This is a genomic window from Kaistella solincola (assembly GCF_000812875.1).
Classification (GTDB): domain Bacteria; phylum Bacteroidota; class Bacteroidia; order Flavobacteriales; family Weeksellaceae; genus Kaistella; species Kaistella solincola.
Genome location: NZ_JSYK01000001.1, coordinates 159,457 through 184,346 on the forward strand (window position 1 = coordinate 159,457; position 24,890 = coordinate 184,346).

Below are 24,890 nucleotides of genomic sequence, written 5' to 3' on the forward strand. Positions count from 1 at the left end.
CCTTTAAAAGAAGAAAAAAAAGAAATCCTAACCCCGATCGCAGCGGCATCCTTTATCCCGGGAGCGTCCGGGATAAAGATACAGCGGAGAGCGGGCTGCCATCTTGGGGCACATGCAAACCCTTGTTGTTTCTAAAAAAAATACCCGCCTAAAGACGGATATTTTTTCATTTTACCGGAAATTTATGCTTCCTGCAGCGGTGCATTTTTCCTTACGACTTCCTGCTGCACGTTCATTGGAACGAGCTGGTATTCGGCGAACTTCATGGTGAATTTCGCACGGCCGCCGGTAATTGAGCGCAAGGTTGAGCCGTAATCGTCCAGCTCCGCAAGCGGCACATACGCTAGAATTTTTTGGTAATGTTTTTCGGAATCCATGCCGGAGATGATGGCACGTCGTGTCTGCAAATCGCCCATTACATCACCAGTATCTTCATCCGGACACAAAATTTCCAACGCATAGACCGGTTCTAAAAGCTGCGGATTTGCGCGGTGAAAAGCATCGCGGAAGGCGCCCGCCGCGGCAAGCTGGAAGGAAATATCATTTGAATCTACGCTGTGCATTTTGCCGTCGTAAACGGTTACGCGAACGTTTTGGCAACGCGAACCGGTCAGCGGTCCGGATTCCATCTGCTGCATAATGCCTTTTTTTATAGCGCCGATGTAGCGGTTGTCGATAGCGCCGCCCACGATGCACCAGTAAAAAGCGAGTTTTCCGCCCCACGGCAATTCTTCAATGTCTTTCTGGCGGATGTTAACTCCGGTGGGTTCTTCCATTCCGTCATAATAATTTTCCAGGCGAAGATGAATTTCTGCGAACTGACCCGCGCCGCCGGATTGTTTTTTGTGGCGGTAATCCGCATCAGCTTTTCCGGTAATGGTTTCGCGGTACGGAATTTTCGGTGCGGCAAATTTCATTTTTACACCGAATTCTTTTTCCAAGCGCTGCGTCACCAAATCCAGATGCAGCTGGCCCTGACCGTGCAAAATGGTTTGTTTGAGTTCTGTTGATTGTTCCACCACCAAAGTTGGGTCAGAATCCTGAATTTTGTGCAAGGCAGCAACCAATTTTTCCATATCGGATGAAACATCGGTGAAAATCGCTTTACGAATTCGGCTTTCCGGGAATTCCATAGGTCGGATTTTGCGGTTCAAGCCTTTGGAATTTAAGGTATGATTGGAACGGGAATTTTTGAGTTTTACGGTAACCCCTAAATCGCCCGCGACCAGTTCATCCACAGCAATCCGGTCTTTCCCTTCGGCTAAAAAAACCTGCGAAATGCGTTCAATTTCTCCGTTTTCTGCATTCACGAGTTCATCGCCGGGCTTGAGTTTTCCACTCAGAACTTTAAAATACGAAACCATGCCGACTTGCGGCTCCGACGTGGTTTTATAAATAAATATCGTGGTTTTATCGTTGGGATCATAAGAAATTTCTTCACCGTTTTCCAGTTTGCGTGCCGGTCTATCGGCTGGCGACGGTGCAATGTCATCAATAAAGCCCATGAGGCGGCCGCTTCCCATATCTTTCAAGCCACTGGTGATGAAAACCGGGAAAAACTGCTGTTTTGCGAGTGCAAGCGTAATTCCCTGGGCGAGTTCTTCTTCAGACAGATTACCTTCTTCGAAGTATTTTTCCATGAGGCCGTCTTCATTTTCTGCGGCGATTTCCACCAAAGCGTTGTGCATCGCGTTTGCTCTTTCCAGTTCACTTTCAGGAATGGGTTTTTTCTCGGGCTTACCACCATCAGCCGGAAAAACGTACATTACCATCCGCAAAGCATCGATGATGGAATTAAAGTTTGCACCGGAATTATAGGGAAACTGCAGCGGAAGTAACTTCGGTCCGAAACGTTCTTTTGCCTGCTCTAAAGTTTTTTCGAAATCAGCTTTTGGGTGGTCCATTTGGTTGATGACAAAAATCGCGGGAGTTTTGTATTTTTCAACACATTCCCAAACGAGTTCGGTCCCAACTTCCACGCCGTTTGCGGCATTCAAAACAATTATCGCCGTGTCAGCCACTTTTAAAGACGAAACCACCTCACCGATAAAATCATCAAATCCCGGTGTATCAATCATATTAATCCTGTTATTTCGCCAGTTTACAAACATCTGGTGCGAAAAAATAGTTTTTCCTTTCTCGTGTTCCAGGTCGGTATAGTCGCTCACCATGTTGCGTAAATTTACGCTGCCACGGCGCTTAATCGCCCCGCCTTCGTACATCATTGTTTCTATGAGCGTAGTTTTGCCGCTGTCCGAATGGCCCAGCAAGACTACATTTCTCAGGTTTTTGGTATTAGCACTCATCTTATTTTGGTTTAATAATTTAATGGAAATGCTAAAAAGGAAATGATTGGCATTTGATTTTTAGGTAGTTAAAGTTACGAAAGATTTAAATCAACGGTGAAAAAGTAAATTGAAAAAAAAGTGATATTTAGCACCTAAAAAAGCTGATGTTTTTTAAAGTGTTGAAAGTTGGTTCAACTTAATTATCGTTAAATTTGCAAGAAGCAACTCTTACTATGAAGCAATTCTCCGCCAAACGCAGCGTTCAGATTTTAGGATATCTTTTAAAGGAATACGGCATTTTTGATGTTGTGATTTCTCCGGGATCCCGAAACGCGCCGCTGGCGATTCATTTCTCGGAAATGGATGAACTGAATTGCTTCAGCATCGTTGATGAACGAAGTGCAGGATTTGTCGCGCTCGGAATGGCTCAAAGTCTTAGAAAACCGGTTGCTGTAACGTGCACTAGCGGTTCAGCGGCAGCGAATTATTATCCGGCCGTTACCGAAGCTTTTTTCCAGAATACACCGATTTTAATTCTCACCGCTGACCGCCCGACCGATTATGTTGATTTGTTCGATGGACAAACCATCCGCCAAAAAGATCTTTATCATCAGCATTCATACGGTGATTTTCAGCTTTTAGAAGACGAAAAAGAAAATGCTGATGAAGAAAATTTCAGCATCATTAAAAAAGCAATTGAAACCTGTTTTGAGCGCCAGGGACCGGTTCATATTAATATTCCGTTGGGAGAACCGCTGTATGAGCTGGTTTCAGAATTGCCGAAGCTTCCGCCGGTGGAAAAAACCATCCGGAAACCACAGTTTGAATTTACACCAAATTTCCCTGCAGACTGGAATACCGCAAAACGGATTATGATTTTGGTTGGTACGCGCGATCACAGCGAAGAGCTTGAAATGCAGTTATCGCAACTGGTGAAAAATCATAGCGTTGTTGTTTTAAAAGAAGCCAACTCGAACTTGCGTCAGGAGAAATTTTTTGGGCATATAGACCGGTATATTTTCAATTTTACCGATGAAGATTATAAAACTTACGCACCGGATTTGCTGATTACCATTGGTCAAAACGTAGTTTCCAAGAAAGTAAAGCAATTTCTACGCAACGCAAAACCGGAAAACCATTGGCACATCGATGAGTTTTGGCATCCAGACACGTTTTTTTCGTTAAGCGAAAAAATAAAAACCACGCCGGAAAAATTCTTTGCTAAAATGCTCAATTTTATCAAATTGGAACCGAGTGCTTATTACAATTTATGGGATGTGCTGCGTGATAAAAAAGATGCAAAACACGCTGAATATTGCCTGACAAGGCCATTCTCGGATTTTAAATTTTTTGAAATTTTAGCCGCTAAACTGCCAAAAAATATTAATTTACATATCAGCAATTCTTCTGCGATCCGCTACGCACAACTTTTCGATTTTCCGAACAACAACATTTACTGCAACCGCGGCACGAGCGGTATTGATGGTTCAACTTCCACCGCCATGGGTTATGCGATGAAAAGTCCGGTACAAACGCTTTTAGTCACAGGAGAAATCAGCTTTTTTTACGACATCAATGGTTTGTGGAACAATTATATTCCGCCGTACACCCGAATTATTATTTTCAATAATGGCGGCGGCGACATCTTTAAAATTATTCCGGGACCGAGTTCTACAAATGCGTTAGACGAATTTATCATGACCACGCACCATAAAAATGCGGAACACTTGGCGAAACATTTTGGTTTTGGTTACACGAAAGTTGATGAGGAAGAAACCCTGATTCGCGTTTTGAATAATTTCTTTAAAGCTGATGAAAAACCCAAAATCCTCGAAGTTGATACTTCGGAAATTGAAAATGCAGAAATTTTAAAGGAATATTTTAAGTTTTTAAAATAAATTTTAAAAAGCTTCAGCTCCCGGTTTTTGCGGCAAATTTTTAATTTTAGAAATCGGGTAAATCAGCTGATCATCCAGATTATTCATGGCGTTAATGAGCTGAAAATGGCTGAAATCGTGAATGTTTTGAAGTGTAATTTCAGATTCCTTAATTTTTTTGGTTTTCAGTAAATGTTGTCTTTGAACGCCGTTCAGCAGAAAGCTTTTCGGCGTAAACCAATCTTTGCCTTTTTTGAAAATTAGATTTGAGTAAGATGTGTCCGTAATATGATTATTTTTTACAATGATAATTTCCGCAGCACGGGAGCGCTGTTTCATGTGTTCGAGCTCGGTTCGGTCTTCGAATTTAAAAGCGTAATCGTAGGAATTATTTTCTACCAGTTCGAAATTTGCTTTTTCCGAAATCGCGTACGGAATCATCTGTGTGCGGAATTTTCCGTCTAAACCGTAGGTCACTTTAAATTTATACAAACCTTCTTCCTGATGATCCAGATTTTTAAAAACCTGGGCTAAATTAAGCGGGTTTTCATGCCCAAAATAAGAGAACGTCTCATTTACGCGGTGCTGATGCAGCTCCAGCATAAAAATCTTTCGGTCGTCTACTTTAATACTTTCAATGAATTGGGACATAAATTTTATTTATCATTTCTTGATATTCGTCGGCAAAATTACTCAAATGTGTGATTCCACCACCGCTTTTAAAATAAAGTTTTTCGCCTTCTTTTTCGATGAAACGAATCATGACACCGGAATCCAGATCTTCGCCATCGAACCAGCCGCAAACGCCAGTGTAGAAGCCACGCTTGTAGTTTTCAGCTTCTAAAATTATTTCTAAAGTTTTTCGTTTTGGTGCACCTAAAATGGAACCTGCGGGCAAAAGTTCACGAAAAATACTGCCAATTTTGCCCCGAAAATTTGGTTTTACCGTGCCCGAAATTTCAGAACTCATCGCGTATAAATTTTTCTGCGCGGTTTTGATCAAATCAATTCTTTGGAATTCATCAACTTTTACGTCATCGGCGACGCGGCTTAAATCGTTCCGAAGCAAATCCACCACCGTGTAATGTTCCGCTTTTTCTTTCGAATTGTTTTTCAAAACCTCAACAGCATTTTCTATTGAAGCATCAATGGTGCCTTTCATGGGGTGCGTGGAAATGCGGTTTTCTTTAATTTCAATAAATGTTTCGGGTGAAAAACACACAAATTCATCTTTGTATAAAACCTTGTATTTTGCCGCAGAAAGCTCGAAAATTTGCTTTAAAGTCAAATTGATTTCAATTTCAGTTTGGCAGGTATAATTGGTGAGGTAAGAATTGCCCAGCCGCAAATTTTGCTGAACCAAATCAAACCCTTTTTGGTAAGTTTCTGGCGATTCCGGGAAAACTTTCAGTTCGAATTTTTTAGCCGTTGTTTGACCAAATTTTTCGGCTTTAACATTTTGAAAATCAATTGATAAACCATTTTCCGAAATTTGGTCTTCAGCAAAAATTTCCACTTTTTCCACCAAAAAATCAATCATAAAAAAGAAAGGAACTTTCGAGAGCGAAAGCTCGTCCATCACCAAAAAGTTCGGATGGTTATTTTCCAGCATCTGGCAAAATTAGTGTTTTAAAAATTTAATCTTCAGGATTTGCTTATTTTTGCGGCATGGAAAAAAATTACCCGTCGAAAGGCAACCTGAGCGATATTTTGAAAACCGCGTTTGCGTACTGGAACAAAACGTTGCTTTTTCAACTCGTGTACAGTCTTTTGTATTTTTCGCTGCTGTTTATGGGTTATTTTTATCTTTTCAGATATTTCGGACTTTGGGACGCGCTGGCACCTCACGCTGAATTAATTAAAACCGATATGCCGGCTTTCAACGCAAAGATGCAGGAAGTTGCAATGCTGCCACAAATGCAGGGCTTTGTTTTTGGAATTTTTATTCTACTTGCGCTGCTGAATCCACTGAATGTGGGCTTCTATCAGATTTACCGCAAGCTTGACCTGAAACAGCCCGTGGTGATGAACGATCTTTTCGCCGGCTATATGGGTTTTGCTTTTTTTAAATTTTTTGGTTTTTACCTGTTTTGGCTCATTATTTTTTCCTACGCCAATTCATTAATAGTTTTGGGCGTGGTTTGGCTGATTCTCACCGCATTTTCGGTTCCGCTGATGTTTTTTAGCAATATCAATACTTTTGAGGGAATCCGGTTGACATTTAAAGCCTTGAAAAAAGATTTTACCACCGTTTTAATTGCGATAATCGTGGCGATAATTTTCAGTCTTTCCGGGCTTTTGCTTTTCGGTTTTGGTTTTTTACTCACTTTTCCGTTTTGGCATGCTGTCATTTATGCATTATACCAACAATTTTTCCGAGAAATTGAACCAAAAAGTGCGAAAAAATTGTGAGATGTTTACAAATTATGATAAATTTGAAAAAACATCTAAACAACTATGGAAACTTTTCAGGATTTTAAACAATCAAACGGGCCGGAGCGGTCGGCAGGCGCTATAATCGCGCACGCTTTCGATATTTACAAAGGGATTTTTCTCTATGCCATCGGGGCATTTTTACTCATGTTTTTAATTTCATTTTTAATTCAGCCTATTTCGGGATTCCAGTCAGAAGAATTATTAGAAGAAATTCAAAATTCACCCGAAACACTGTCTGAAAATATGTGGTCGATTCCCGGCATTCGTACGTATTACGGTTTATCCGGTTTGGTAACTTTGCTTCTTGCACCTTTTTATGTGGGTATCATTTACCTTGCGAATAAATATAATTTAAATGAAAGACTTGATTTTTCTGATATATTTATAGGATTTAAACAGAATTTTCTGAACATTGTGTTGTACACATTAGTAATGAGCATCGCTTTAGGAATTTCATTCGCGATGTGTTTTGTCCCGGGACTTTTCGTTCTTCCATTCTTTATGTTAGGCTATCCGATTCTTTTATTTGAAAATGCTTCTTTTTCCGACGCGCTGAAAAAATCCTTTAATATTGCCAAAGAAAATTACGGCGTATTTCTGGGAACTTCACTTTTAGGTTTACTGGTAAGTATTTGCGGCGTTTTCCTGTGCGGGATTGGGATTGTTTTCACCATGCCTATTTTTCTGGTTGTAATGTATTCACTCTACGTTGCTTTTTGCGGCAGACCGCGCCCGATAATCGCGAAAGATTAAATTATTTTAACATTCTTTTCAGGAATAAATGTACATTTGAAAGCAATGGATTTCCGTTGCTTTTTTAATACCAGAAAATGCCAAATAAAAAACACCAGATTAGTGAAATAGTTATCAAGCAGATTTTTTTGCTGCTCGTCATCGTAGTTTTGGCGCTTCTTATTGCGTACAATCTATCGCTGTTTATTCCGTCCTTGCTGGGCGCAATTACTTTGTACGTAATAACACGGAAATACAATCTTTACCTGCAGGAAGAAAAAAACTGGAAACCCTGGGCGGCGTCGTTACTGATTATTTTGGGCACTTTGGTTATTTTAATTCTACCCGTATATTTCATTATAGATATGCTGATTGCCAAACTCGGAAATGCAACGGCGTACATGGAAAAGTTCAATATTTTTATTGATAAAATCCACGACTATATCTACAGCAAAACGCATATTGATGTTTTAAGCGAAGACAATCTTACCAAGCTGAAAGATAATGTTGGAAAATATTCTACTTCGGCGCTGAGCGGAACTTTCAATACGCTAACCGTTTTGATTTCAATGTATTTTATTCTTTATTTTTTGCTCGAAAAACCCCGACTTTTTGAAAGACTGATGCGAAGTTCCGCACCGTTGAAAAAATCCAACGTCAATCTTTTGGGCGAAAAAATTCAGAAAATGGTGATGGCAAATGCGATCGGAATTCCGGTTGTCGCCATCGGGCAAGGCATTATTGCCATCATTGGCTACTTTATTTTCGGTGCGCCCAGCCCGTTTTTGCTCTTTGCTTTAACATGCGTCGGTGCGATGTTGCCAATTGTTGGCGCGGCGATTATATATGTTCCGGTCTGTATTTTTATGATTGCCGAAGGACAGGTTGGGCCGGGAATTGGTTTGGCGGCGTACTGTGTTATCGTTGTGGGACTTACCGATAATTTGCTGCGCTTTACTTTACTGAAAAAACTGGAAAATATTCACCCTTTAAATACCGTTTTCGGAATTATTTTAGGTTTAAATGTTTTCGGATTTATGGGCTTGATTTTCGGGCCGATTCTGATTTCCATTACCGTACTTTTAATCCAGGTTTACCGAGACGAGTTTGCGGATGACGACAATGAGCTGATTCTTCCGGAACCGAAAGAAATTGAAGAAAAAATTGACCTCAGCATTTAAGATGATACCAGAATTAAGACCGGAAATTTTAAAGGAAATCTGCGAAACCCAAATGCCTTTCGGAAAATATAAAGGCGTTTTTTTGGTCGATTTACCCATCAATTATTTAGAATGGTTTCAGCGCCAGGGAATGCCGAAAGGAAAACTGGGCATGCAGCTTTCCACCATTTATGAAATAAAACTCAATGGTTTAATGGATTTGCTGAAACCGCTTCGGCAAAGCGCGGCACCGATGAAACCTTTAAAGAAAATCTACAAATTCTAAATAGAAAAAATATCGCCTTAAAAGACGATATTTTTTGGTTTTAGCACGATCAAAATCAAATCGAAAATTTCCTGTTCAATTTATTTCCTGCTTCAGACGCATTTTTTTTCGAAATAGATAAATGATTATTACTACTCAGTTTTTAAAGCATTTATTTCATCGCGTAGTTTTGCTGCTTTAATGAAATCCAGGTTTCGCGCTGCAGATTCCATCGCTTTTTGTTTTTCAGCCACTAATTTTTCAATGTCAGCACTGCCGAAATTTGCCTTTTGTTCAGCAACTTTTTGTAAAATTTCTTTTTGAGTATATTTTGGATCTGGAAAATCCTTGCTGCGACCCACCAAAACTTCGGATATTTTTTTGTTCAGAGAAGTTGGGACCAAACCGTGCTTTTCGTTGTATTCCATCTGTTTCTGGCGGCGGTAATTGGTTTCGTCAATCGTTGCCTGCATCGATTTCGTCATTTTATCAGCATACATAATCGCCCTGCCATTCAGGTTTCTCGCGGCCCTACCGACGGTTTGAATCATCGAACGCCGGGAGCGCAACATTCCTTCTTTATCCGCATCAAGAATCGCGACAAGCGAAACTTCCGGCAAATCCAGACCTTCACGCAGAAGGTTTACACCTACCAAAACATCGAAAAGACCAACGCGCAAATCCTGCATAATCTGGATTCGGTCCAGAGTTTCTACATCGGAGTGAATATATCGGGTTCTAATGCCAAATTTTGTGAAATATTTTGTGAGCTCTTCGGCCATTTTTTTTGTTAATGTCGTCACCAGCGTTCTTTCATCAACCTCAGCTCTTTTCTGGATTTCTTCCATCAAATCGTCAATTTGGTTTAAAGACGGACGAATTTCAATAATCGGATCAAGCAATCCGGTCGGACGGATCAGCTGCTCAATATATTCACCACCAGATTTTTCAAGCTCATAATCTGCCGGCGTTGCCGAAACATAAATCACTTGGTTTTGAATTCCTTCAAATTCCTCGAATTTTAACGGTCGGTTATCCATCGCTGCCGGAAGCCGGAAACCGTGTTCCACCAAAACTTCTTTGCGACTGCGGTCGCCACCGTACATCGCGTGAACTTGTGGCACGGTCACGTGACTTTCATCAATGACCATCAAATAATCTTTCGGGAAATAATCGAGCAAACAGAATGGTCGTGAACCAGGAAGTCTGCCGTCAAAATACCGCGAATAATTTTCAATTCCGCTACAGTAACCCAGTTCTTTCATCATTTCCAAATCAAGTTCGGTGCGTTCCTGCAGACGTTTTGCTTCATAAGGTTTTTCGATTTCATTAAAGAAATCAACCTGTTTTACCATATCGTCCTGAATTTCTCGGATCGCGCTCACCTGCGTTTCTTTCGAAGTGACGAAAAGATTCGCCGGATAGATCTGAATTTGGTCAAAATTTGCCATCACGTTTCCGGAAGCTGGATCAAAACTTTGAATGGTCTCAATTTCATCACCGAAAAACTGAAACCTGATCCCATTGTCTGCGTAAGCCGGAAAAACATCGACCACATCGCCAATTACTCGGAACGTCCCACGCTGGAACTCATTTAATGTCCGGGAATACAAAGCATTAACTAGAGAATGAAGCAAGTTGGTTCGCGTAATTTTCTGGTTTTTTTCGATTGAAATCAGAGATTTATGAAACTCTTTCGGGTTTCCAATACCATAAATACACGACACCGAAGCCACGATCAGGACATCGCGCCGCCCGGAAAGCAAACTCGCCGTGGCGGAAAGTCGAAGTTTTTCCACCTCTTCGTTGATGGATAAATCTTTTTCAATATAAGTGTTGGTGGAAGCGATGAAAGCTTCCGGCTGGTAATAATCGTAATAGGAAACGAAATATTCCACGGCATTATCGGGGAAAAACTCCTTAAATTCCATGAAAAGCTGCGCCGCCAAAGTTTTGTTGTGCGCCAAAACCAAAGTAGGTTTCTGCACATTCTGGATGACATTGGCAACGGTAAAAGTTTTCCCCGAACCGGTAACGCCGAGCAGGGTTTGGTACTTTTCACCGATCTCCAGGCCTTCTGTTAACTTTTTTATTGCAGTCGGCTGATCGCCAGTAGGTTGATATTCTGATTGAAGTTGAAATTGCATGGTGCAAAAATACGGAATTTAATTTTCCGAACATTCTTCACCGAAAAAATCCGGGCTAAAAGCAGTATTTATTGTTGAATTTTTTTAGTGTGAAATAATGTCCACTTTTACTGGAACTTTCTGAACTTAGCCCCTATTGGAAAGTTTAATTCATATCATTTCGGCAGGCGATTTTCAGTTGTTTAAAAATTTTTTACTAAAACTTAACTTTTAGAATACGCCGGAGATTCAGACATAAAAAAAACCGCCTTAAACAGCGGTTTTTTTTCGATTTTCTATCAAATTATTTTTTCAGATATTTTCCCGGATGTTCCAAATAAAGTTCGGAACCGAATGGAGTTAGAGTAGAATTTGTGCCCAGGAACTTCAGTTTCGGGTTGTACGGACTTACCATTTTGTTGGCTCCCGCGCTTACACCTGTAATCAATTCCAACGCTTTTGCTAAAGCCACATCACCGGAGACATCACCAAATTCTTTCAGCTTTCCGAAATAATCAGCCGGCGCGAAAACATAATTCGGTACAATACCGCCGGAGACTGGATTTTCCTGTTTTTTCCCATTATAATAGGAGAAAGTAATCGGCTGCATTGCCCACGTATGCGACATATTACGCGTATTAACATCGGTATAATCGGAAGTTGGAGAATCGTATAAGGTAATGGAACCCACAAACTTTCCGTATGTTTCACCACCAATTGTGGTTACATTAATGTACGCTTTCAGTCCCTGGATCGTCAATTCACTTGCAGATGCAGAACCGCTGGAAGTCAGCACATAAACTCTGTTTAAGTTCAAACTGTTTACTGGAACTGCACCGGTATTTTGTACGCCTCCACTGCTATAACTATAGGTATTTACCGTCGTAGATAAATTATCGGTTTCGTCATACTGGTTGTGCTTATCGTTAAAATCCAAAATAACATACGGGCTACCGGTAAACTGTCCTGTTACCATCTGGCCAAGTGCTGTAGCGGTTTCTACGGAGCCGCCGCCATTATATCGTAAATCTAAAATAAGATCGGTTACATTATCAGCTTTCATCTGACCAAAGGCAGCGTTGAGCTCATCGTTATAATTAGACTGGAAGCCGTTATAAACCAAATATCCGATGTTTTTACCGTTAATTTTTTTGGTTTCGTAGTAAGCGACCGGATTTTCCTCTAATGTCACCGCGGTTATGTTGGCGGTTTTTGCAGTTCCGGAGGTTATAATACCTGCTGATGATACTGCAACATTTTTAGCAACTGTTACAGAAAACTGGTCCGCAAACAAAGCGGTATAATTGCTTACGGTTAATGCTGCGCCATTTACTGCGCTGATGACATCACCTCTTTTTAAACCGGCTGCTGCTGCAGGTGAGTTCGGAACGATGTAGTTTACAATTGCTACAACATCGGTATTTCCCGAGTTTTTCAAATATAAACTCAGGTCCATTCCGGAACTTTTGGAAACTCCGGCAAACTGAGCGATCAGTTCTTTATAATCCGAAACAATCCAGGAAAAACGGTCTTTATTTGGATAATCGTACAGCAGGCTGTAAAATAAATCATCAGGTTTTTTAGCATTTACAAAATTTGCGTAGTCATTTGGCGTTTTAAAATAGCTGTCGCCAAGTGCAGGTACATTTTTTTGCCAGTAATACCAGGAATTTAGTCCTTTCCAGACAAAATCATTGGCGCGAACCGGCGTTACAGCGGTTTCCGGTTTCGGCTGTGGCGTTGGATCATCATCACGGGAACATGAGCTAACAAGCGCTGCCGCTGCGAAAACTACTAGGTATTTTTTAAAATTCATTTTTTTTGATAGATTTGTAATTATGAAACTCAAAAATATAAAAAATATTTCTAGCAAATTGATAATAATTTCGCTTTTTGCTTGGATATTTTCCTGTGTAGGACAAAAATCTTATCCAGAAGTTAAAAATGCAACCTATAAACCTTACCAAATTAATGGTGAACGTGGTTATATTGTAGAATTTGAGGTTTCAAATGATAATGTAAAACCCGCTGCAGTGGTAATTAACAGAATAAAAAAAACCATATCACCGGCTGATAAAAACGGTTTGAAATATCGGATAAACGTAATTGCGGAAACGCGGAAAATCCTTAATTATAAGGTGAAAGGTTCGGAAAAAGAAAACGGTATTTATTTCTCACCTGAAAGCGAGAAATCCTTTAAGCCGGTGGAGTTTGAATTGAGATAAAAGAAGGAATTTCGGTTCTTTCTTTTTTTTGTAAATTTAATGGAATAAAAATCACACTGTTATGAAAAATTCCATCTTAAAAATTCCCGCCTATATTGCGGTTTTTTTTCTGTCTGCGTGTAACGGCAACAATACCGTCACAGAAGAGTCTACGCCGGTAACCGAAAACCAGGCGATGCCAAATCCGGAGACCGCCGCCAAAAATTCACCGGAATACAACCCTGCATTTCCCGGACAAACACGCATTGAAGGTGTAAAAACAAACACCGCGTACAACGTAGAAGTGGTAAACAGCAATTTAAATAAACCGTGGGGAATCGCAAATTTACCTGACGGTCGTTTTATTGTAACCGATAAAACCGGATACATGACCATTTTATCTGCGGACGGAAAATCCTTGAACAAAGTTGAAGGTTTACCAAAAGTTGATGATAGAGGTCAAGGTGGTTTACTGGATGTTGCTTTAGATCCGGATTTTCAAACAAACCGGATGATTTACTGGAGTTTTACCGAACCGGTTACGGGTGGTAATCACACCGCGGTTGGTAAAGGAAAACTTTCAGCGGACGAAAAAATGATTGAAAATCCACAGGTTATTTTCCGTGCGACACCTACCTATAATGGCACGATGCACTACGGCAGCCGATTGGTTTTTGCTAAAGATGGAAATCTTTTCGTAAGCACGGGCGAACGTTCCGACCTTGAAACCAGACCGTACGCACAAAAAACTGACGCTTATTTGGGCAAAGTTTTGAAAATTACCAAAGACGGCAAGCCCGCAGCAGGAAATCCATTTGCAGAAAATTCGGCATATAAACCCGAAATTTTTACCTACGGTCACCGGAACCCGCAAGGTTTGGCGATGGATGAAAAAGGCCAGCTTTGGGAAGCTGAAATGGGACCTAAAGGCGGTGATGAAATTAACCTCATCCAAGCCGGAAAAAATTATGGTTGGGGCGATGTAACCTACGGAATTGAATACAGCGGTAAAAAAATAAATAACGGAACCACGCAAAAAGCGGGGACAGAACAGCCGGTTTATTATTGGGATCCATCGATTTCAATGAGCGGAATCGACTTCTACACCGGAAATATTGATGAATGGAAAAACAATTTAATGGTTGGTTGTCTGAGTGGCGAAAAAATTATCCGTTTGGTTATTAAAGACAATAAAGTGGTGGGCGAAGAATGGCTGCTGGAAGATAAAAAAGAAAGATTCCGCGATGTTTTAAGTGCATCCGACGGTAATCTCTACGGCATTACCGACAGCGGAAAACTTTATAAAGTTTCGAAAAAGTAGGAAATTTTCGGTCAATTTTCAAGTATTAAAAAACCTTCGCGATTGTGGAGGTTTTTTTATGGGGTTAAATAGACCAAATTTCCATCAAAATCATCATCAAGATTTTTTAAAAGCCGCGCCGATTTGGTTTTGTTCAAAAATTCTTCAACGAAAAAACTCGTTTCGAAAAACTGGCGGTGAATTCCGGGCAGCAATTCCATAAAATAATCCATTCCGACTTGGTTATTGTGCAAATCCATTTTCTTTTCCAAAGGTTTATTCGGAAATAATTCTTCGTGCAGATCGGTCATTCTTTTACAATAATTTTGGGCCTTTTTAGGGGAAGAAATTTTGCAGCAATACATCATAATTAAACACGTCCAGAGCGCATGTCGGAACGCATTTCCCACGCCATTGTTCGAATGTGATTTAGGGAAATGTTTCTGCGCCAGCGCAAAACTTCGCAGCGTTGCGTAGAGTCCTAGCAGCGAAAACAGCGGATGCGGAAGTATCAAGCCTAAAAGTTTCAATATTTTTCTGAAACTCAATGATGAAAGCGTGGTTAAAATTAATTTTAAATTTCTCATAAAAAAACAAATCCCACCTCAAATGAGGTGAGATTTTAATATTGTTTAAATCACCTTACGCGTGACTTAATAATCTTACAGTTTGTGAAACTTTTTCCCGGATTTCAGTTCTTTTCACGATGAAATCTACGAAACCTTTTTCCTGAAGGAATTCGGAGGTTTGGAAACCTTCCGGCAAATCTTTACCAATGGTTTCCCGGATGACGCGCGGACCGGCAAAACCGATCAAAGCTCCGGGCTCAGCCATAATAATATCGGCTGTCATAGCAAAAGAAGCGGTAATTCCACCAAAAGTTGGGTCACACAAGTAAGCGATGTACAAAAGCCCCGCTTCGGAAAGCTGCGCAAGTTTCGACTGAACTTTTGCCAGCTGCATTAATGAATAAGTCGCTTCCTGCATTCTGGCACCACCCGATTGGCAGATAATCATGTACGGAAGTTTGTGCTCGATGCAATAATCTATCGCTCGGCGGATTTTCTCGCCCATTACGGAACCCAAAGAACCACCGATGAAACTGAAATCCATACACGAAATCACCATTTCTTCACCTTTCACGGTTCCAACAGCATTTCGGATGGAATCTGTCAATTTTGTTTTGGATTTTACCTCTTTCAAACGATCTGTGTACGACTTGGTATCTTTGAAGTTCAGCATATCAACACTTTCCACATTCGCGTCAAGTTCAGTGTATTTGTTGTCATCAAAAATAATTGAAAAAAATTCTTTGCTCCCAATTCTTACGTGAAAACCATCTTCCGGCGAAACATAATTGTTCGCTTTCAGCTCGTCATGCTCGATCACTTTTCCCGTCGGCGTCTGATGCCAAAGCCCTTTGGGAACATCTTTTTTGTCCTCGGTAGAAGTGGTAATATTTTGGGTTTTTCTTTTAAACCAGTCGAATGCCATGTTTTTCTAAATTTTGGATTTTAAATTTTCCAGAATAAATTTTAGCTGCTAAAAGCACCTTTTTTTCTGTTTTATTTAAAGTGTATTGATGTTGTTCAAATCTTCGAAAGCCTGAACCAATCTTTTGCTGAAAGTTTCTTCACCTTTTCTTACCCAACCCCGCGGATCGTAATATTTTTTGTTTGGTTTATCGTCACCGTCCGGATTACCAACCTGAGTTTTCAGGAAGTCCAGATTTTGGTTCATATAATCACGAATTCCTTCGGTATAAGCGAATTGCAAATCGGTATCGATGTTCATTTTAATTACACCATAATCAATAGCTTCACGAATTTCTTCCAGTGAAGACCCAGAACCGCCGTGGAAAACGAAATTAATTGGTTCTGCACCCAAACCAAATTTTTGCGAAACGTATTTCTGTGAATTATCCAAGATTTTCGGTGTTAATTTCACATTTCCGGGTTTGTAAACTCCGTGCACATTTCCGAAAGCTGCTGCGATGGTAAAGTTCGGTGAAATTGCGCTTAATCTTTCATAAGCATAGGCAACTTCTTCGGGCTGCGTGTATAATTTTGAGGAATCCACCCCAGAATTATCAACTCCGTCTTCTTCACCTCCAGTAATTCCCAGTTCGATTTCCAAAGTCATTCCCATCTTTGCCATTCTTTCAAAATATCGGCAGGAAATGTCCATATTTTCTTCAATGGGCTCTTCCGATAAATCTAACATGTGAGAAGAATAAAGCGATTTTCCTGTTTGTTTGAAAAATTCTTCGTTGGCATCCATTAAACCATCGATCCATGGAAGTAATTTTTTCGCGCAGTGATCGGTATGTAAAATTACGGTTGCGCCGTAAGCTTCTGCCAAGGTATGAATGTGTTTCGCACCCGCTACACCACCTAAAATTGCGGCTTGCTGACCATCATTGCTTAAACCTTTCCCGGCGTTGAAGGCTGCACCGCCATTTGAAAACTGAATAATTACCGGTGAATTTAATTTTGCCGCAGTTTCCATAGTCGCGTTCACGTTGCTGGAACCAATCACATTTACTGCGGGCAGCGCAAATTTATTTTCTTTGGCGAATTGAAAAATGTCTGTAACCATTTGTCCTGTGGCAACGCCTGCCGGAAACTTCTTGCTCATAATCGGAATATTTTAGAGTTGTATTTTTGCTGTTTTTTGGAACAGTAAAGTTAGGAATTTTATGTCGAATATTTAGTTTCTTTTATCATTCCCCCAAAGCAGTTTCTGGCGGATGGTTTCGTAAAAACTTAAGCTTGGCGGGTGCACCAGTAGGATTTGGAATTTTGCTTTACGAAGAATCACTTCAGTGTCGGTTTCCATATGGAAAAGCCGCGAATCCAGAGATAATGAATATTGCGGCACGCGGCTTTTCACTTTTAAGCGAATCTCAACATCGTCGTTTACGATCAGCGGACGGACATTTAAATTATGTGGCGCAATTGGTGTGACAACGAAAGTGTCGTTATTTGGCGTTATAATCGGTCCGCCACAACTTAAGGAATATGCGGTAGAACCTGTGGGCGTGGAGATGATGATGCCGTCGCCCCAAAATGTATTCAGAAATTCATTATTAATATAGGAGTCCACCGTAATCATTGCGGTCGTTTCCTTGCGAGAAATCGTAAGGTCGTTCAATGCAAAAGGAAAAAACATGCTGTTATTAGGGGAAATAATTTCGATTACCGAACGATGGCTGATTTTTACATCGCCTTTCAGAATTTTATCCAGCTCCAGAAAAGCTTCTTCTTTGGTAAAGCTTGCAAGAAACCCCAGTCTGCCGGTATTCACACCCACAACAGGAATTTCTAAATCCTGCACAAAAAGCAGGGAATTAACAATGGTACCGTCGCCGCCGAAGGTGAAAAACAAATCGACTTTCTTTTCTCTTAAATCTTCTTTACCGTCGAAGGTTTCGAAAACTTTAGAGAACTGCATCGCTTCAGCCATCTGACCATATAAAATCGCCTGAACACCTCTTTTTTCAAGCTCCGAAACGAATTTGCTCAGGTATAAAAATGTATCCAGATCACTTTTCTGGCTGTAGATTGCAGCTTTCATTATTTTAAAATTCCATGTATTTCTGAAAAAACCCAAATCGGTCTTTCATTAAATCTTCTTTTTCGTCGTCATAATATTTAAGGACGACATTATAACCGTAGCGTTCGAAAGTTTCATCAATTGAACTAAGATTTCCACTAGAAATTTTTAAGGTAATTTGTACGTCATCACCAAGAAAAGCACTGATGTAGCAGCCGTAAATTTTAGCATTATTCGACTCCACAATTTTCGCAATTTCAGTCATCGAATAACTTTTTTCATTAATTTGAACGATCAGCATCGCACCGGTTTCCGAGAAAAGCGGATATTTTGCAAACTCACCAAACAGATCGTCGGCGCACATATAACCTAAATATTTCTCAGATTTATTTAGAATCGGTAAAATATTGGTGTTGTACGTGTGAAAAAGCTTTACAGAATCCAGCATATTTCCGTCTTCGAACAAGGCAAATTTTTCGTAATGAATTTCCAAAGAAGACAGCTGACCTTCCGGACTTTCATCTAAAAAAGACTGGCTGAGCGCACCCAGAAAAAACCCTTTTTTCTTGATAAAAACGTGGGAATATCCAAATTCCTTTGCCATTTCATTCGCGTCTTCAATAGAATCGGTGGTATTGAAGGCCGGATAATCTTTGGAAATATAATCTTTGATAAACATAAGCCAAATTTAGGAAAATTAAAAAAAAGAAGCGCCGCATAAATTAACCGTAAAAATCAGCAAAAAAATTTTAAAGCAATAACAAAATTTATATATCTTTGTAGCCTTTCATTTTTACTTTTTATTAGATTTATTTAAAACCGCAGGGCTTCTGGCTCTTGCGGTTTTTCTTTTTTAGGCGTTTTAGCCCGTAAAAAAATTAGGCCTGCTAATATAATAAGTCCGCCTACAAACTGCATCACTGTTAGCTTTTCACCATCAATGATTCCCCAAATCACCGCGACAACCGGCATTAATAATGTTACCGTTGAGGCAAACAACGGCGTTGAAATATTCAGTAAACGATAATTCAGCATCATTGCGAGCCCGGTTCCGAAAATTGAAAGCAAACTCACAAAACCCAAACCGATGAACAGACTTTTATTTGGCTGCAAATCATTGAAAAAACCTGCCAGGATCAAGGCAATCAGCGAAGGCAAAATCAAAACAAACGAAAACACGAAAGCGGAAAGAATTTTCGCCGGTATTTGATGCAATTTTGATTTTACGGTAGTTGTAGAAATTGCGTAACATAAAGTTGCAAGTAAAAGTAACAAAATCGGAATGACTTTCAGCTCGCCACTTTCACCGCCTGAAAGCGCTAAAATACAAGCTCCGGTGAAACTTATTACAACACCAATAAGTTGTCTTTTGGTGGTTGAAAATTTCCAGAACAACATACCGACGATAATCACGAAAATTGGCATCATGGCGTTTACAATTCCGGCAATGCTGCTGCTGAGCTCGGTTTCTGCAATTGGAAACAAGAACATGGGAATAAAATTACCAGTTATAGCGGCAAGAATTAACCATTTAAAATGTTTCCTCGGGAACTTTTTAATGTTACTCAGCGCCACGGGCAAGAGCAAAATCCCTGCAATCAGCACGCGCAAAGCGCCGACTTCGTACGGATTAAAATGCTCCAGCGATTTTTTAATTAAAATAAATGATGAACCCCAAATAATGGAAAGTACGATCAATAAAATCCATCTTTCTTTTTCAGGATTCATAGCTGTTATTTTTTAGAATTTTTAAATATTCAGTTTTCGAAATCATCTTTGCGCCTAAACTTTCTAAATGATCAGAATGCGCCTGACAATCAATAAGCTCCAGATTTTCACCTTGATTTTGAATAAAATTGATAAATCCTGCTTTTGAAGCATTACTGACTTTGGAAAACATGCTTTCACCACAAAAAATTTTACCAATCTGAATGCCGTAAAAACCGCCAACAAGCTCGTTATTTTGCCAGACTTCAATGCTTTTGGCTATTTTCATTTCGTGTAGTTTTTCCAGAGAATTCACTAATCCTTCCGAAAGCCAGGTGCCGTCCTGATCTTTTCTAAAAATGCCGGCGCATTCTTCTAAAACCTGGCGGAAACATTTATTTTCGGTAAAAGTAAAAGTTTCATCGCGTAAAATTTTCCGCATTGATTTTGAAACTTTTAAATCTTTCGGGAAAAGCACAAAGCGCGGATCGGGACACCACCACAAAATCTCTTCACCCGGATTGAACCACGGAAAAATTCCGAGCTGGTACGCAAAAAGCAAGCGCTCCGGCGAGAGATCACCGCCAATGGCAATAACTCCGGATTCAGAATCGAATTGACGCGGGTCCGGAAAAGAAATTTCGTTCTGATCTAAGAGAATCATAGGAAAATGAAATCCTGCCGTGAAAGCAGGATTTTAATTTTTTTGTACGCAATTTTTTAGAAAGGCAAATCGTCGTCTTCCTCTTCGAAAACATTTCCGCCTTGTGCCGGCTGCGCGTTTGAAGATGAAGCTTGCGTTGGTTCCGCATCGTTTGAAGCAACATTTTCCAGTCTCCAACCTACGATAGAGTTAAAATATTTCACTTCACCTTGTGGAGAAGTCCACTCTCTACCTCTGATATTGATAGAAACCTTCACTTTATCACCTTCTTTTACCTGATTCAGCAAATCGCTTTTATCCTGTAAAAATTCAATATTTATAGGTTGTGGGTACTGTTCTTCGGTCATTAGGACCATTTCTCTTTTTTGAAAACCGCTTGCAAATGTCTGAAGTTCAGTTATTTTCTTTACTGTGCCTTGTAATTCCATGATATAAATTCGTTAAGTTGGTAAAAGTAATAAAATTGTACAGAAAAAGAAAGTTCTACAAGTATTTATGAAAAATTAAATTTTTAAAAAAATTATTGCTTTAAGTGGGAAAAGTTTTTATATTTGCACTCACAAAAAAACAGAACAGGTGTTCATTTCGCGGATGTGATGTAATTGGTAGCCATGCCAGACTTAGGATCTGGTGCTGTGAGGCGTGTGGGTTCGAGTCCCTCCATCCGCACAATTTCTTTAAATAAAATTTAAGGAAATTCATCGCGAAAATAGCTCAGCTGGTAGAGCACGACCTTGCCAAGGTCGGGGTCGCGGGTTCGAATCCCGTTTTTCGCTCCACTCGCCTTGGTGGTGGAATTGGTAGACACGCAGGACTTAAAATCCTGTGTCCGTAAGGATGTACGGGTTCAAGTCCCGTCCGAGGTACTTTAAACCCTCTGTAACGCAAGTTAACAGAGGGTTTTTTATTTTTAGGGGGAACAAAAGGGGGACTTTAATTTTTATTTTATTGGTTAAAGGGAAATTAGATACAACTAATATACAGTTGTGCTTTAATCTCATGTAAGTAAGCAGTAATAATTTTCTTTTATCAGAAAACCACACAAAGATTGGGTATTAGGATTGCTCTATGGCATCATTTTCAATTTCGCTGAAGTTTCCTATTTCTTTTTTTTTTTTCTGCTCTTAAGGATATTTCATTTTATTGTAGTTTTAAAAGAAAAACGATGAAAAGATCGGAACGCCCAAAGCTGGAAATTAAGCCTACACCAAAAGAAATATTTTATAGCTTAATAACAATGCCTAAATGGATCAACCTTCTGGCGAGAAATGGAGAAGAAAAAAAGTACACTCCTTTTTTGAATTTACTCTGTAACATAGAAAATCTGGGTTTAAGTGAATTTCCAATAGTAAAAGAAACTGCACTACAGCATGGCTTTACTAAGGTACAAATCAACCGATGGATTAAGGAGATTTATGATGATATTTTTGACCTGAGTTGCAGTAATCCGGAATTGTTTTACAAAGATCGTGAAATACCAATTGAATTTGTTTTCGAAAATCTGGGAAACAATGCCTTCCTCAGTTTCTCTTTGCCTTCTGTCCCAAAAATTTATGAGGAAATAAACATTCGTTTTTTGAATGCAAAACTTCATACCTACATTTTCTGGATTGAGGAAGTTCAGTATCAAATAGCTGACCCAGAAAACACAATTATAATAATAGCCAAAGGTGGAATTTGTAATAAATACAGGGATTTCGCAATTGACAAAGCTATGTTTGAAAGGAAGCTGCATTTTCATGAAAGATGGTATCTGACAGATACTGAAATCGATGATATTGTACTGAGCCGGTAGTAATTTGAGTAGGAAAAGCATAGGAAAAGACAGCTGTATGACGGTGTGCTGGAGCTTAAATAAAATATGCAATTCCCAGTATGCCGGCATACTGCTGTGCGCGGTTGCGGAAGCGTATAGACGGCAGGAACAGAACGGCCGGTCACGTCCGTGAAGTGGATGACGGCTATGTGCTGGAGGAACTTGGATGAATGGAGGAAAAGTCTGGATGCAAATTATATTGTTATGGAACTACCAGAAATTCATTATATAAAGTAAAGTCTTTCCACATACTTTTAATGCCATCGTCATTGCGTATGCTGAAAGGCTTTACCAAGCGGTACCGCCCTGGTTTATACTTGTATTGCTCGGGATGCAGCTTCAGGGAATGTTCAGAGGTTTGTGTACCTACGTAAAGACTATAACCGATGTCATTTATAATCCCATCAAACGGAATCTTATTCCAATTTTTGCCATCATATTTTTCAACAGTTTGCCTTTCACCAAAGAAAATTTCATCGTAAGAATTGTTGATGATGGTGAAAGGAATTGGTTGGTTGAGTTCTGAGATCTTTACGGTGTTTTTTGACAAACTCATAAATACTTTACATTCCATATTTTTAAATGGCGGAGTAAGCACCTTAAATTCATAAGTAGCAAGCGTAGTTTTATTCTGGGTGCTTAAAGAGGAATTAGCAGTTCTATAGGGTTTTGAAATACGGTATTTACCCAATTTATAGATTGTGCTGTAAAAGTATAAATCCGTGGGCATCACATATTCCCGACCTGGAGTCAAAGTATATTGAGCGACTTTAAACTGCCTGCCGTTGTTGGTTTTATGCCAAGCGCCATTTGCATAATATTCCAGTATGAAATCGTCCCCGAAAACAATAGGTTCAGAAGTATTATTCAGTATGCGTAATTTCTGTATCTGTTTGACATCAGCCAAAAGAATAGAGTCATTTTGAAAATTAATAAGAACGTTTTTGGGCAAAGAATCAACCATCAGTTGATCGGCAGAATTTTTTACAACCGACGATGGAGGAAGGATTGCTTTTTCTGACTTACCATTCTCTGAGCCTGAATCAGTTGTTGCATTAGGACGCTTACATGAAATAAGTAATCCCAGTATTATTGCTAAAAGTATTGCATTCTTCATTTTCAGATACTTACAATTCCTGAACCAACTAATGAAAGGTCTTTTGTTTTTAAGAGATAGATTTTTCATTGTGTTATAATCTTGCCTAGAGGGGCTGGAAAGACAGCGGTATGGAGGGAGGTGCAAAAATGCTTGTGCGGTGGCAAGGCGGGCCGCGGCAAGGCGATGGCCCAAGCATTTTTTGTGCTGACTGGAATTCTGCTGTGTGCGGTGCCCCTTCGAGGGCCTCAGGGCAGGCTCGTGCATAAGCTGCCACTAGACTTTCCGCTGAAAAAAAGCAGAATAGGGACTGCAGGCACATGGACTTTTCAGCACAAAACTGTCGGATTGCGCACTGGAACGGTGAAACGGTCTTCTAAATTATAAATACATTGGAGGCTGGAAGGCGATGGCTTGTGCGGGCTTCGCCCGACCAAACGGTAAGCATTTAACATAATTTTCAATTATAGGTGATGATGGTGCTGGTTTGCCCGGAACGCAGCACTTCGACAGGCTATTAGATTTGCAAAAGAAAAAGTAACTTAGATTTATTAACCAAAGTATACTGAAAACCAGAGGGGCTAAGGTGAACTAGTTCGACTCGCAAGTAAGACTTATCCTGAGCATTAGACCTTAGCGCCTTTTAGGTTCGAGAACCATTTAGAATTTTAAGTTTTTAGGCTTATTAATAGCGTCAGTAAGAACCTTACCTGGTATTCAGCATTGCTTCTCAAACGTAAAATTATGAAAAATCTATTTATTGGGATTGATATTTCCAAGGATGTGTTTGATTATTGCGGCCTTGATGAGAAAAACCAGGTTTTAATCAGTAAACAAGTATGCCCCAATTCCAAAGAAGGCATAAGAAAATTTTGCAATATGCTAAAAGAGTTCAGTGGTTATTCCATCTGGATTTGCATGGAACACACGGGCCACTATGGAAGTTTGTTATGTTATGAATTCTCCACCCGAGACATTCGTTACTCATTGCTTAATCCTCTTGAAATGAAACATTCCGTGGGTATAACCAGAGGAAAGACAGATGCTGTAGACGCTTTTAGAATCGCCTCTTATGAGCTATCCAATAAACACAAATTAAAAGCCTACCATCTACCCGTTAAAGAACTCAGAAAGCTTAAAATATTGATGAGTACAAGAGACCGCTTGGTAAAGGTATCGGTGCAAATAAAAAACGGTCTGAAGAGTTTAGAGATTGAAGCTCAAATTATTCCTATGAAAGCGCAGATAAAAGAGATGAATCAACTTATTCAACAGTTAGATAAATCGATATTATCCACGGAAATACAGATGAAATCGATCATTGTAGAAACTATAGAATTGAAAAATAATTTTGACAAGATTACTTCTGTAATTGGGGTGGGAAATATAACTGCAATAAAATGTATTCTTGAAACCGACAACTTTACCAAATTCGATAACCCCCGAAAATTCAATTGCCATTGTGGATTGGCTCCATTTAAATACCAATCGGGCAGCAGCATAAGAGGTAAAACGAAAACAAGTCCTCTATGTGATAAATCACTAAAAAGCATTCTTTTTAAAGCTGCTTGTTCTGCCATACAGCACGACCCTCAACTAAAAAATTACTATCTCAGAAAAATAGAGGAAGGAAAGCATAAATTGTCTGTAATTAATGCAGTAGC

23 protein-coding genes and 3 tRNA genes are annotated in these 24,890 nt (G+C 39.8%); 12 read left to right on the plus strand and 14 right to left on the minus strand.

Translation table 11 applies throughout. The features are described from left to right. Window positions 1-182 precede the first annotated feature (182 nt). Window positions 183-2,306, minus strand: coding sequence for an elongation factor G (locus tag OA84_RS00740; protein ID WP_039340912.1), 2,124 nt, complete (start codon window positions 2,304-2,306; stop codon window positions 183-185). A 215-nt stretch (window positions 2,307-2,521) separates the two neighbouring features. On the opposite strand from OA84_RS00740, the gene menD reads away from it, so the two are divergent. Continuing rightward, window positions 2,522-4,186: a 2-succinyl-5-enolpyruvyl-6-hydroxy-3-cyclohexene-1-carboxylic-acid synthase gene (menD, locus tag OA84_RS00745; RefSeq protein ID WP_039340915.1), complete on the plus strand. Its 1,665-nt coding sequence runs from the start codon at window positions 2,522-2,524 to the stop codon at window positions 4,184-4,186. A gap of 3 nt (window positions 4,187-4,189) precedes the next feature. On the opposite strand, the gene OA84_RS00750 is transcribed toward menD, so the two are convergent. Together OA84_RS00750 and OA84_RS00755 are read right to left on the minus strand one after the other, a co-directional pair. After that, window positions 4,190-4,816 carry an aminotransferase class IV gene (locus OA84_RS00750; RefSeq protein WP_039340919.1) on the minus strand — a complete coding sequence of 209 codons (627 nt, stop codon included), beginning with the start codon at window positions 4,814-4,816 and terminating at the stop codon, window positions 4,190-4,192. Beyond that, window positions 4,800-5,777 (minus strand): aminodeoxychorismate synthase component I, encoded by a 978-nt coding sequence (locus tag OA84_RS00755; RefSeq protein ID WP_039340922.1) that lies wholly within the window; start codon window positions 5,775-5,777, stop codon window positions 4,800-4,802. Before OA84_RS00755 ends, OA84_RS00750 begins: the two co-directional genes overlap by 17 nt. 56 nt (window positions 5,778-5,833) lie before the next feature. On the opposite strand from OA84_RS00755, the gene OA84_RS00760 reads away from it, so the two are divergent. From OA84_RS00760 to OA84_RS00775, 4 genes are all read left to right on the plus strand, one after another. Beyond that, window positions 5,834-6,577: a hypothetical protein gene (locus tag OA84_RS00760; protein ID WP_039340925.1), complete on the plus strand. Its 744-nt coding sequence runs from the start codon at window positions 5,834-5,836 to the stop codon at window positions 6,575-6,577. 45 nt (window positions 6,578-6,622) lie between these two features. Then, window positions 6,623-7,354: a beta-carotene 15,15'-monooxygenase gene (locus tag OA84_RS00765; RefSeq protein ID WP_039340928.1), complete on the plus strand. Its 732-nt coding sequence runs from the start codon at window positions 6,623-6,625 to the stop codon at window positions 7,352-7,354. A 77-nt stretch (window positions 7,355-7,431) separates the two neighbouring features. After that, the gene (locus OA84_RS00770; protein ID WP_039340931.1) at window positions 7,432-8,514 is read left to right on the plus strand and encodes an AI-2E family transporter; all 1,083 of its coding nucleotides are present in this window, start codon (window positions 7,432-7,434) and stop codon (window positions 8,512-8,514) included. A 1-nt stretch (window position 8,515) separates the two neighbouring features. Next, window positions 8,516-8,779, plus strand: a complete 264-nt coding sequence (locus OA84_RS00775) for a DUF3820 family protein (RefSeq protein ID WP_039340934.1) — start codon at window positions 8,516-8,518, stop codon at window positions 8,777-8,779. Window positions 8,780-8,910: 131 nt separating this feature from the next. Here the strand turns inward: OA84_RS00775 and uvrB are convergent, their stop codons facing one another. Beyond that, window positions 8,911-10,905, minus strand: a complete 1,995-nt coding sequence (gene uvrB / locus OA84_RS00780) for an excinuclease ABC subunit UvrB (protein WP_039340936.1) — start codon at window positions 10,903-10,905, stop codon at window positions 8,911-8,913. A gap of 283 nt (window positions 10,906-11,188) precedes the next feature. Next, window positions 11,189-12,700, minus strand: coding sequence for a S41 family peptidase (locus tag OA84_RS00785; RefSeq protein ID WP_039340939.1), 1,512 nt, complete (start codon window positions 12,698-12,700; stop codon window positions 11,189-11,191). A gap of 58 nt (window positions 12,701-12,758) precedes the next feature. Here OA84_RS00785 and OA84_RS00790 point away from each other — a divergent pair, with 58 nt between their 5' ends. Together OA84_RS00790 and OA84_RS00795 are read left to right on the plus strand one after the other, a co-directional pair. After that, entirely contained in the window at window positions 12,759-13,109 is a 351-nt protein-coding gene (locus tag OA84_RS00790) for a hypothetical protein (RefSeq protein ID WP_233701804.1), read from the plus strand. Window positions 13,110-13,170: 61 nt separating this feature from the next. Beyond that, the gene (locus tag OA84_RS00795; protein ID WP_039340958.1) at window positions 13,171-14,409 is read left to right on the plus strand and encodes a PQQ-dependent sugar dehydrogenase; all 1,239 of its coding nucleotides are present in this window, start codon (window positions 13,171-13,173) and stop codon (window positions 14,407-14,409) included. 56 nt (window positions 14,410-14,465) lie between these two features. On the opposite strand, the gene OA84_RS00800 is transcribed toward OA84_RS00795, so the two are convergent. The 8 genes from OA84_RS00800 to OA84_RS00835 all read right to left on the minus strand — a co-directional run bounded on the left by OA84_RS00800 (window position 14,466) and on the right by OA84_RS00835 (window position 20,742). Further along, window positions 14,466-14,975 (minus strand): DUF6973 domain-containing protein, encoded by a 510-nt coding sequence (locus OA84_RS00800; protein WP_039340961.1) that lies wholly within the window; start codon window positions 14,973-14,975, stop codon window positions 14,466-14,468. Window positions 14,976-15,030: 55 nt separating this feature from the next. Continuing rightward, window positions 15,031-15,882, minus strand: coding sequence for an acetyl-CoA carboxylase, carboxyltransferase subunit beta (gene accD / locus OA84_RS00805; RefSeq protein WP_039340964.1), 852 nt, complete (start codon window positions 15,880-15,882; stop codon window positions 15,031-15,033). Between the two features lie 75 nt (window positions 15,883-15,957). Continuing rightward, window positions 15,958-17,025, minus strand: a complete 1,068-nt coding sequence (gene fbaA / locus OA84_RS00810) for a class II fructose-bisphosphate aldolase (RefSeq protein WP_039340968.1) — start codon at window positions 17,023-17,025, stop codon at window positions 15,958-15,960. 72 nt (window positions 17,026-17,097) lie between these two features. Continuing rightward, window positions 17,098-17,964 (minus strand): NAD kinase, encoded by an 867-nt coding sequence (locus tag OA84_RS00815; RefSeq protein ID WP_039340971.1) that lies wholly within the window; start codon window positions 17,962-17,964, stop codon window positions 17,098-17,100. A gap of 4 nt (window positions 17,965-17,968) precedes the next feature. Next, window positions 17,969-18,622: a CBS domain-containing protein gene (locus OA84_RS00820; RefSeq protein WP_039340974.1), complete on the minus strand. Its 654-nt coding sequence runs from the start codon at window positions 18,620-18,622 to the stop codon at window positions 17,969-17,971. 134 nt (window positions 18,623-18,756) lie between these two features. After that, window positions 18,757-19,671 carry a DMT family transporter gene (locus OA84_RS00825; RefSeq protein ID WP_039340976.1) on the minus strand — a complete coding sequence of 305 codons (915 nt, stop codon included), beginning with the start codon at window positions 19,669-19,671 and terminating at the stop codon, window positions 18,757-18,759. Then, window positions 19,661-20,314, minus strand: coding sequence for a leucyl/phenylalanyl-tRNA--protein transferase (aat, locus tag OA84_RS00830; protein ID WP_039340979.1), 654 nt, complete (start codon window positions 20,312-20,314; stop codon window positions 19,661-19,663). The genes OA84_RS00825 and aat overlap by 11 nt, the downstream gene beginning before the upstream one ends. 56 nt (window positions 20,315-20,370) lie before the next feature. Next, window positions 20,371-20,742, minus strand: a complete 372-nt coding sequence (locus tag OA84_RS00835) for a DUF3127 domain-containing protein (RefSeq protein ID WP_039340981.1) — start codon at window positions 20,740-20,742, stop codon at window positions 20,371-20,373. Between the two features lie 159 nt (window positions 20,743-20,901). On the opposite strand from OA84_RS00835, the gene OA84_RS00840 reads away from it, so the two are divergent. From OA84_RS00840 to OA84_RS00855, 4 genes are all read left to right on the plus strand, one after another. Beyond that, window positions 20,902-20,983 (plus strand) — tRNA-Leu (locus tag OA84_RS00840). A 34-nt stretch (window positions 20,984-21,017) separates the two neighbouring features. Next, window positions 21,018-21,093 (plus strand) — tRNA-Gly (locus OA84_RS00845). Between the two features lie 3 nt (window positions 21,094-21,096). Then, window positions 21,097-21,180, plus strand: a tRNA-Leu gene (locus tag OA84_RS00850). A 299-nt stretch (window positions 21,181-21,479) separates the two neighbouring features. Beyond that, window positions 21,480-22,109, plus strand: a complete 630-nt coding sequence (locus OA84_RS00855) for a hypothetical protein (RefSeq protein ID WP_039340984.1) — start codon at window positions 21,480-21,482, stop codon at window positions 22,107-22,109. A gap of 223 nt (window positions 22,110-22,332) precedes the next feature. Here the strand turns inward: OA84_RS00855 and OA84_RS00860 are convergent, their stop codons facing one another. After that, a complete protein-coding gene (locus OA84_RS00860; protein WP_156965014.1) occupies window positions 22,333-23,247 on the minus strand; it encodes an immunoglobulin-like domain-containing protein in 915 nt (304 codons plus the stop codon). Between the two features lie 723 nt (window positions 23,248-23,970). Between OA84_RS00860 and OA84_RS00870 the strand changes: the two genes are divergently transcribed. Continuing rightward, window positions 23,971-24,890 (plus strand): IS110 family RNA-guided transposase (locus OA84_RS00870; protein WP_039340993.1); only part of this gene is annotated, 920 nt, incomplete at its 3' end.

Coding starts and splice junctions, on each gene's coding strand:
- OA84_RS00860 (WP_156965014.1), bottom strand. CDS start 23,247: ATGAAGAATGCAATACTTTTAGCAATAATACTGGGATTACTTATTTCA.
- OA84_RS00740 (WP_039340912.1), bottom strand. CDS start 2,306: ATGAGTGCTAATACCAAAAACCTGAGAAATGTAGTCTTGCTGGGCCAT.
- fbaA (WP_039340968.1), bottom strand. CDS start 17,025: ATGAGCAAGAAGTTTCCGGCAGGCGTTGCCACAGGACAAATGGTTACA.
- accD (WP_039340964.1), bottom strand. CDS start 15,882: ATGGCATTCGACTGGTTTAAAAGAAAAACCCAAAATATTACCACTTCT.
- OA84_RS00775 (WP_039340934.1), top strand. CDS start 8,516: ATGATACCAGAATTAAGACCGGAAATTTTAAAGGAAATCTGCGAAACC.
- aat (WP_039340979.1), bottom strand. CDS start 20,314: ATGATTCTCTTAGATCAGAACGAAATTTCTTTTCCGGACCCGCGTCAA.
- OA84_RS00795 (WP_039340958.1), top strand. CDS start 13,171: ATGAAAAATTCCATCTTAAAAATTCCCGCCTATATTGCGGTTTTTTTT.
- OA84_RS00835 (WP_039340981.1), bottom strand. CDS start 20,742: ATGGAATTACAAGGCACAGTAAAGAAAATAACTGAACTTCAGACATTT.
- OA84_RS00750 (WP_039340919.1), bottom strand. CDS start 4,816: ATGTCCCAATTCATTGAAAGTATTAAAGTAGACGACCGAAAGATTTTT.
- OA84_RS00820 (WP_039340974.1), bottom strand. CDS start 18,622: ATGTTTATCAAAGATTATATTTCCAAAGATTATCCGGCCTTCAATACC.
- OA84_RS00815 (WP_039340971.1), bottom strand. CDS start 17,964: ATGAAAGCTGCAATCTACAGCCAGAAAAGTGATCTGGATACATTTTTA.
- uvrB (WP_039340936.1), bottom strand. CDS start 10,905: ATGCAATTTCAACTTCAATCAGAATATCAACCTACTGGCGATCAGCCG.
- menD (WP_039340915.1), top strand. CDS start 2,522: ATGAAGCAATTCTCCGCCAAACGCAGCGTTCAGATTTTAGGATATCTT.
- OA84_RS00800 (WP_039340961.1), bottom strand. CDS start 14,975: ATGAGAAATTTAAAATTAATTTTAACCACGCTTTCATCATTGAGTTTC.
- OA84_RS00755 (WP_039340922.1), bottom strand. CDS start 5,777: ATGCTGGAAAATAACCATCCGAACTTTTTGGTGATGGACGAGCTTTCG.
- OA84_RS00760 (WP_039340925.1), top strand. CDS start 5,834: ATGGAAAAAAATTACCCGTCGAAAGGCAACCTGAGCGATATTTTGAAA.
- OA84_RS00825 (WP_039340976.1), bottom strand. CDS start 19,671: ATGAATCCTGAAAAAGAAAGATGGATTTTATTGATCGTACTTTCCATT.
- OA84_RS00785 (WP_039340939.1), bottom strand. CDS start 12,700: ATGAATTTTAAAAAATACCTAGTAGTTTTCGCAGCGGCAGCGCTTGTT.
- OA84_RS00855 (WP_039340984.1), top strand. CDS start 21,480: ATGAAAAGATCGGAACGCCCAAAGCTGGAAATTAAGCCTACACCAAAA.
- OA84_RS00765 (WP_039340928.1), top strand. CDS start 6,623: ATGGAAACTTTTCAGGATTTTAAACAATCAAACGGGCCGGAGCGGTCG.
- OA84_RS00770 (WP_039340931.1), top strand. CDS start 7,432: ATGCCAAATAAAAAACACCAGATTAGTGAAATAGTTATCAAGCAGATT.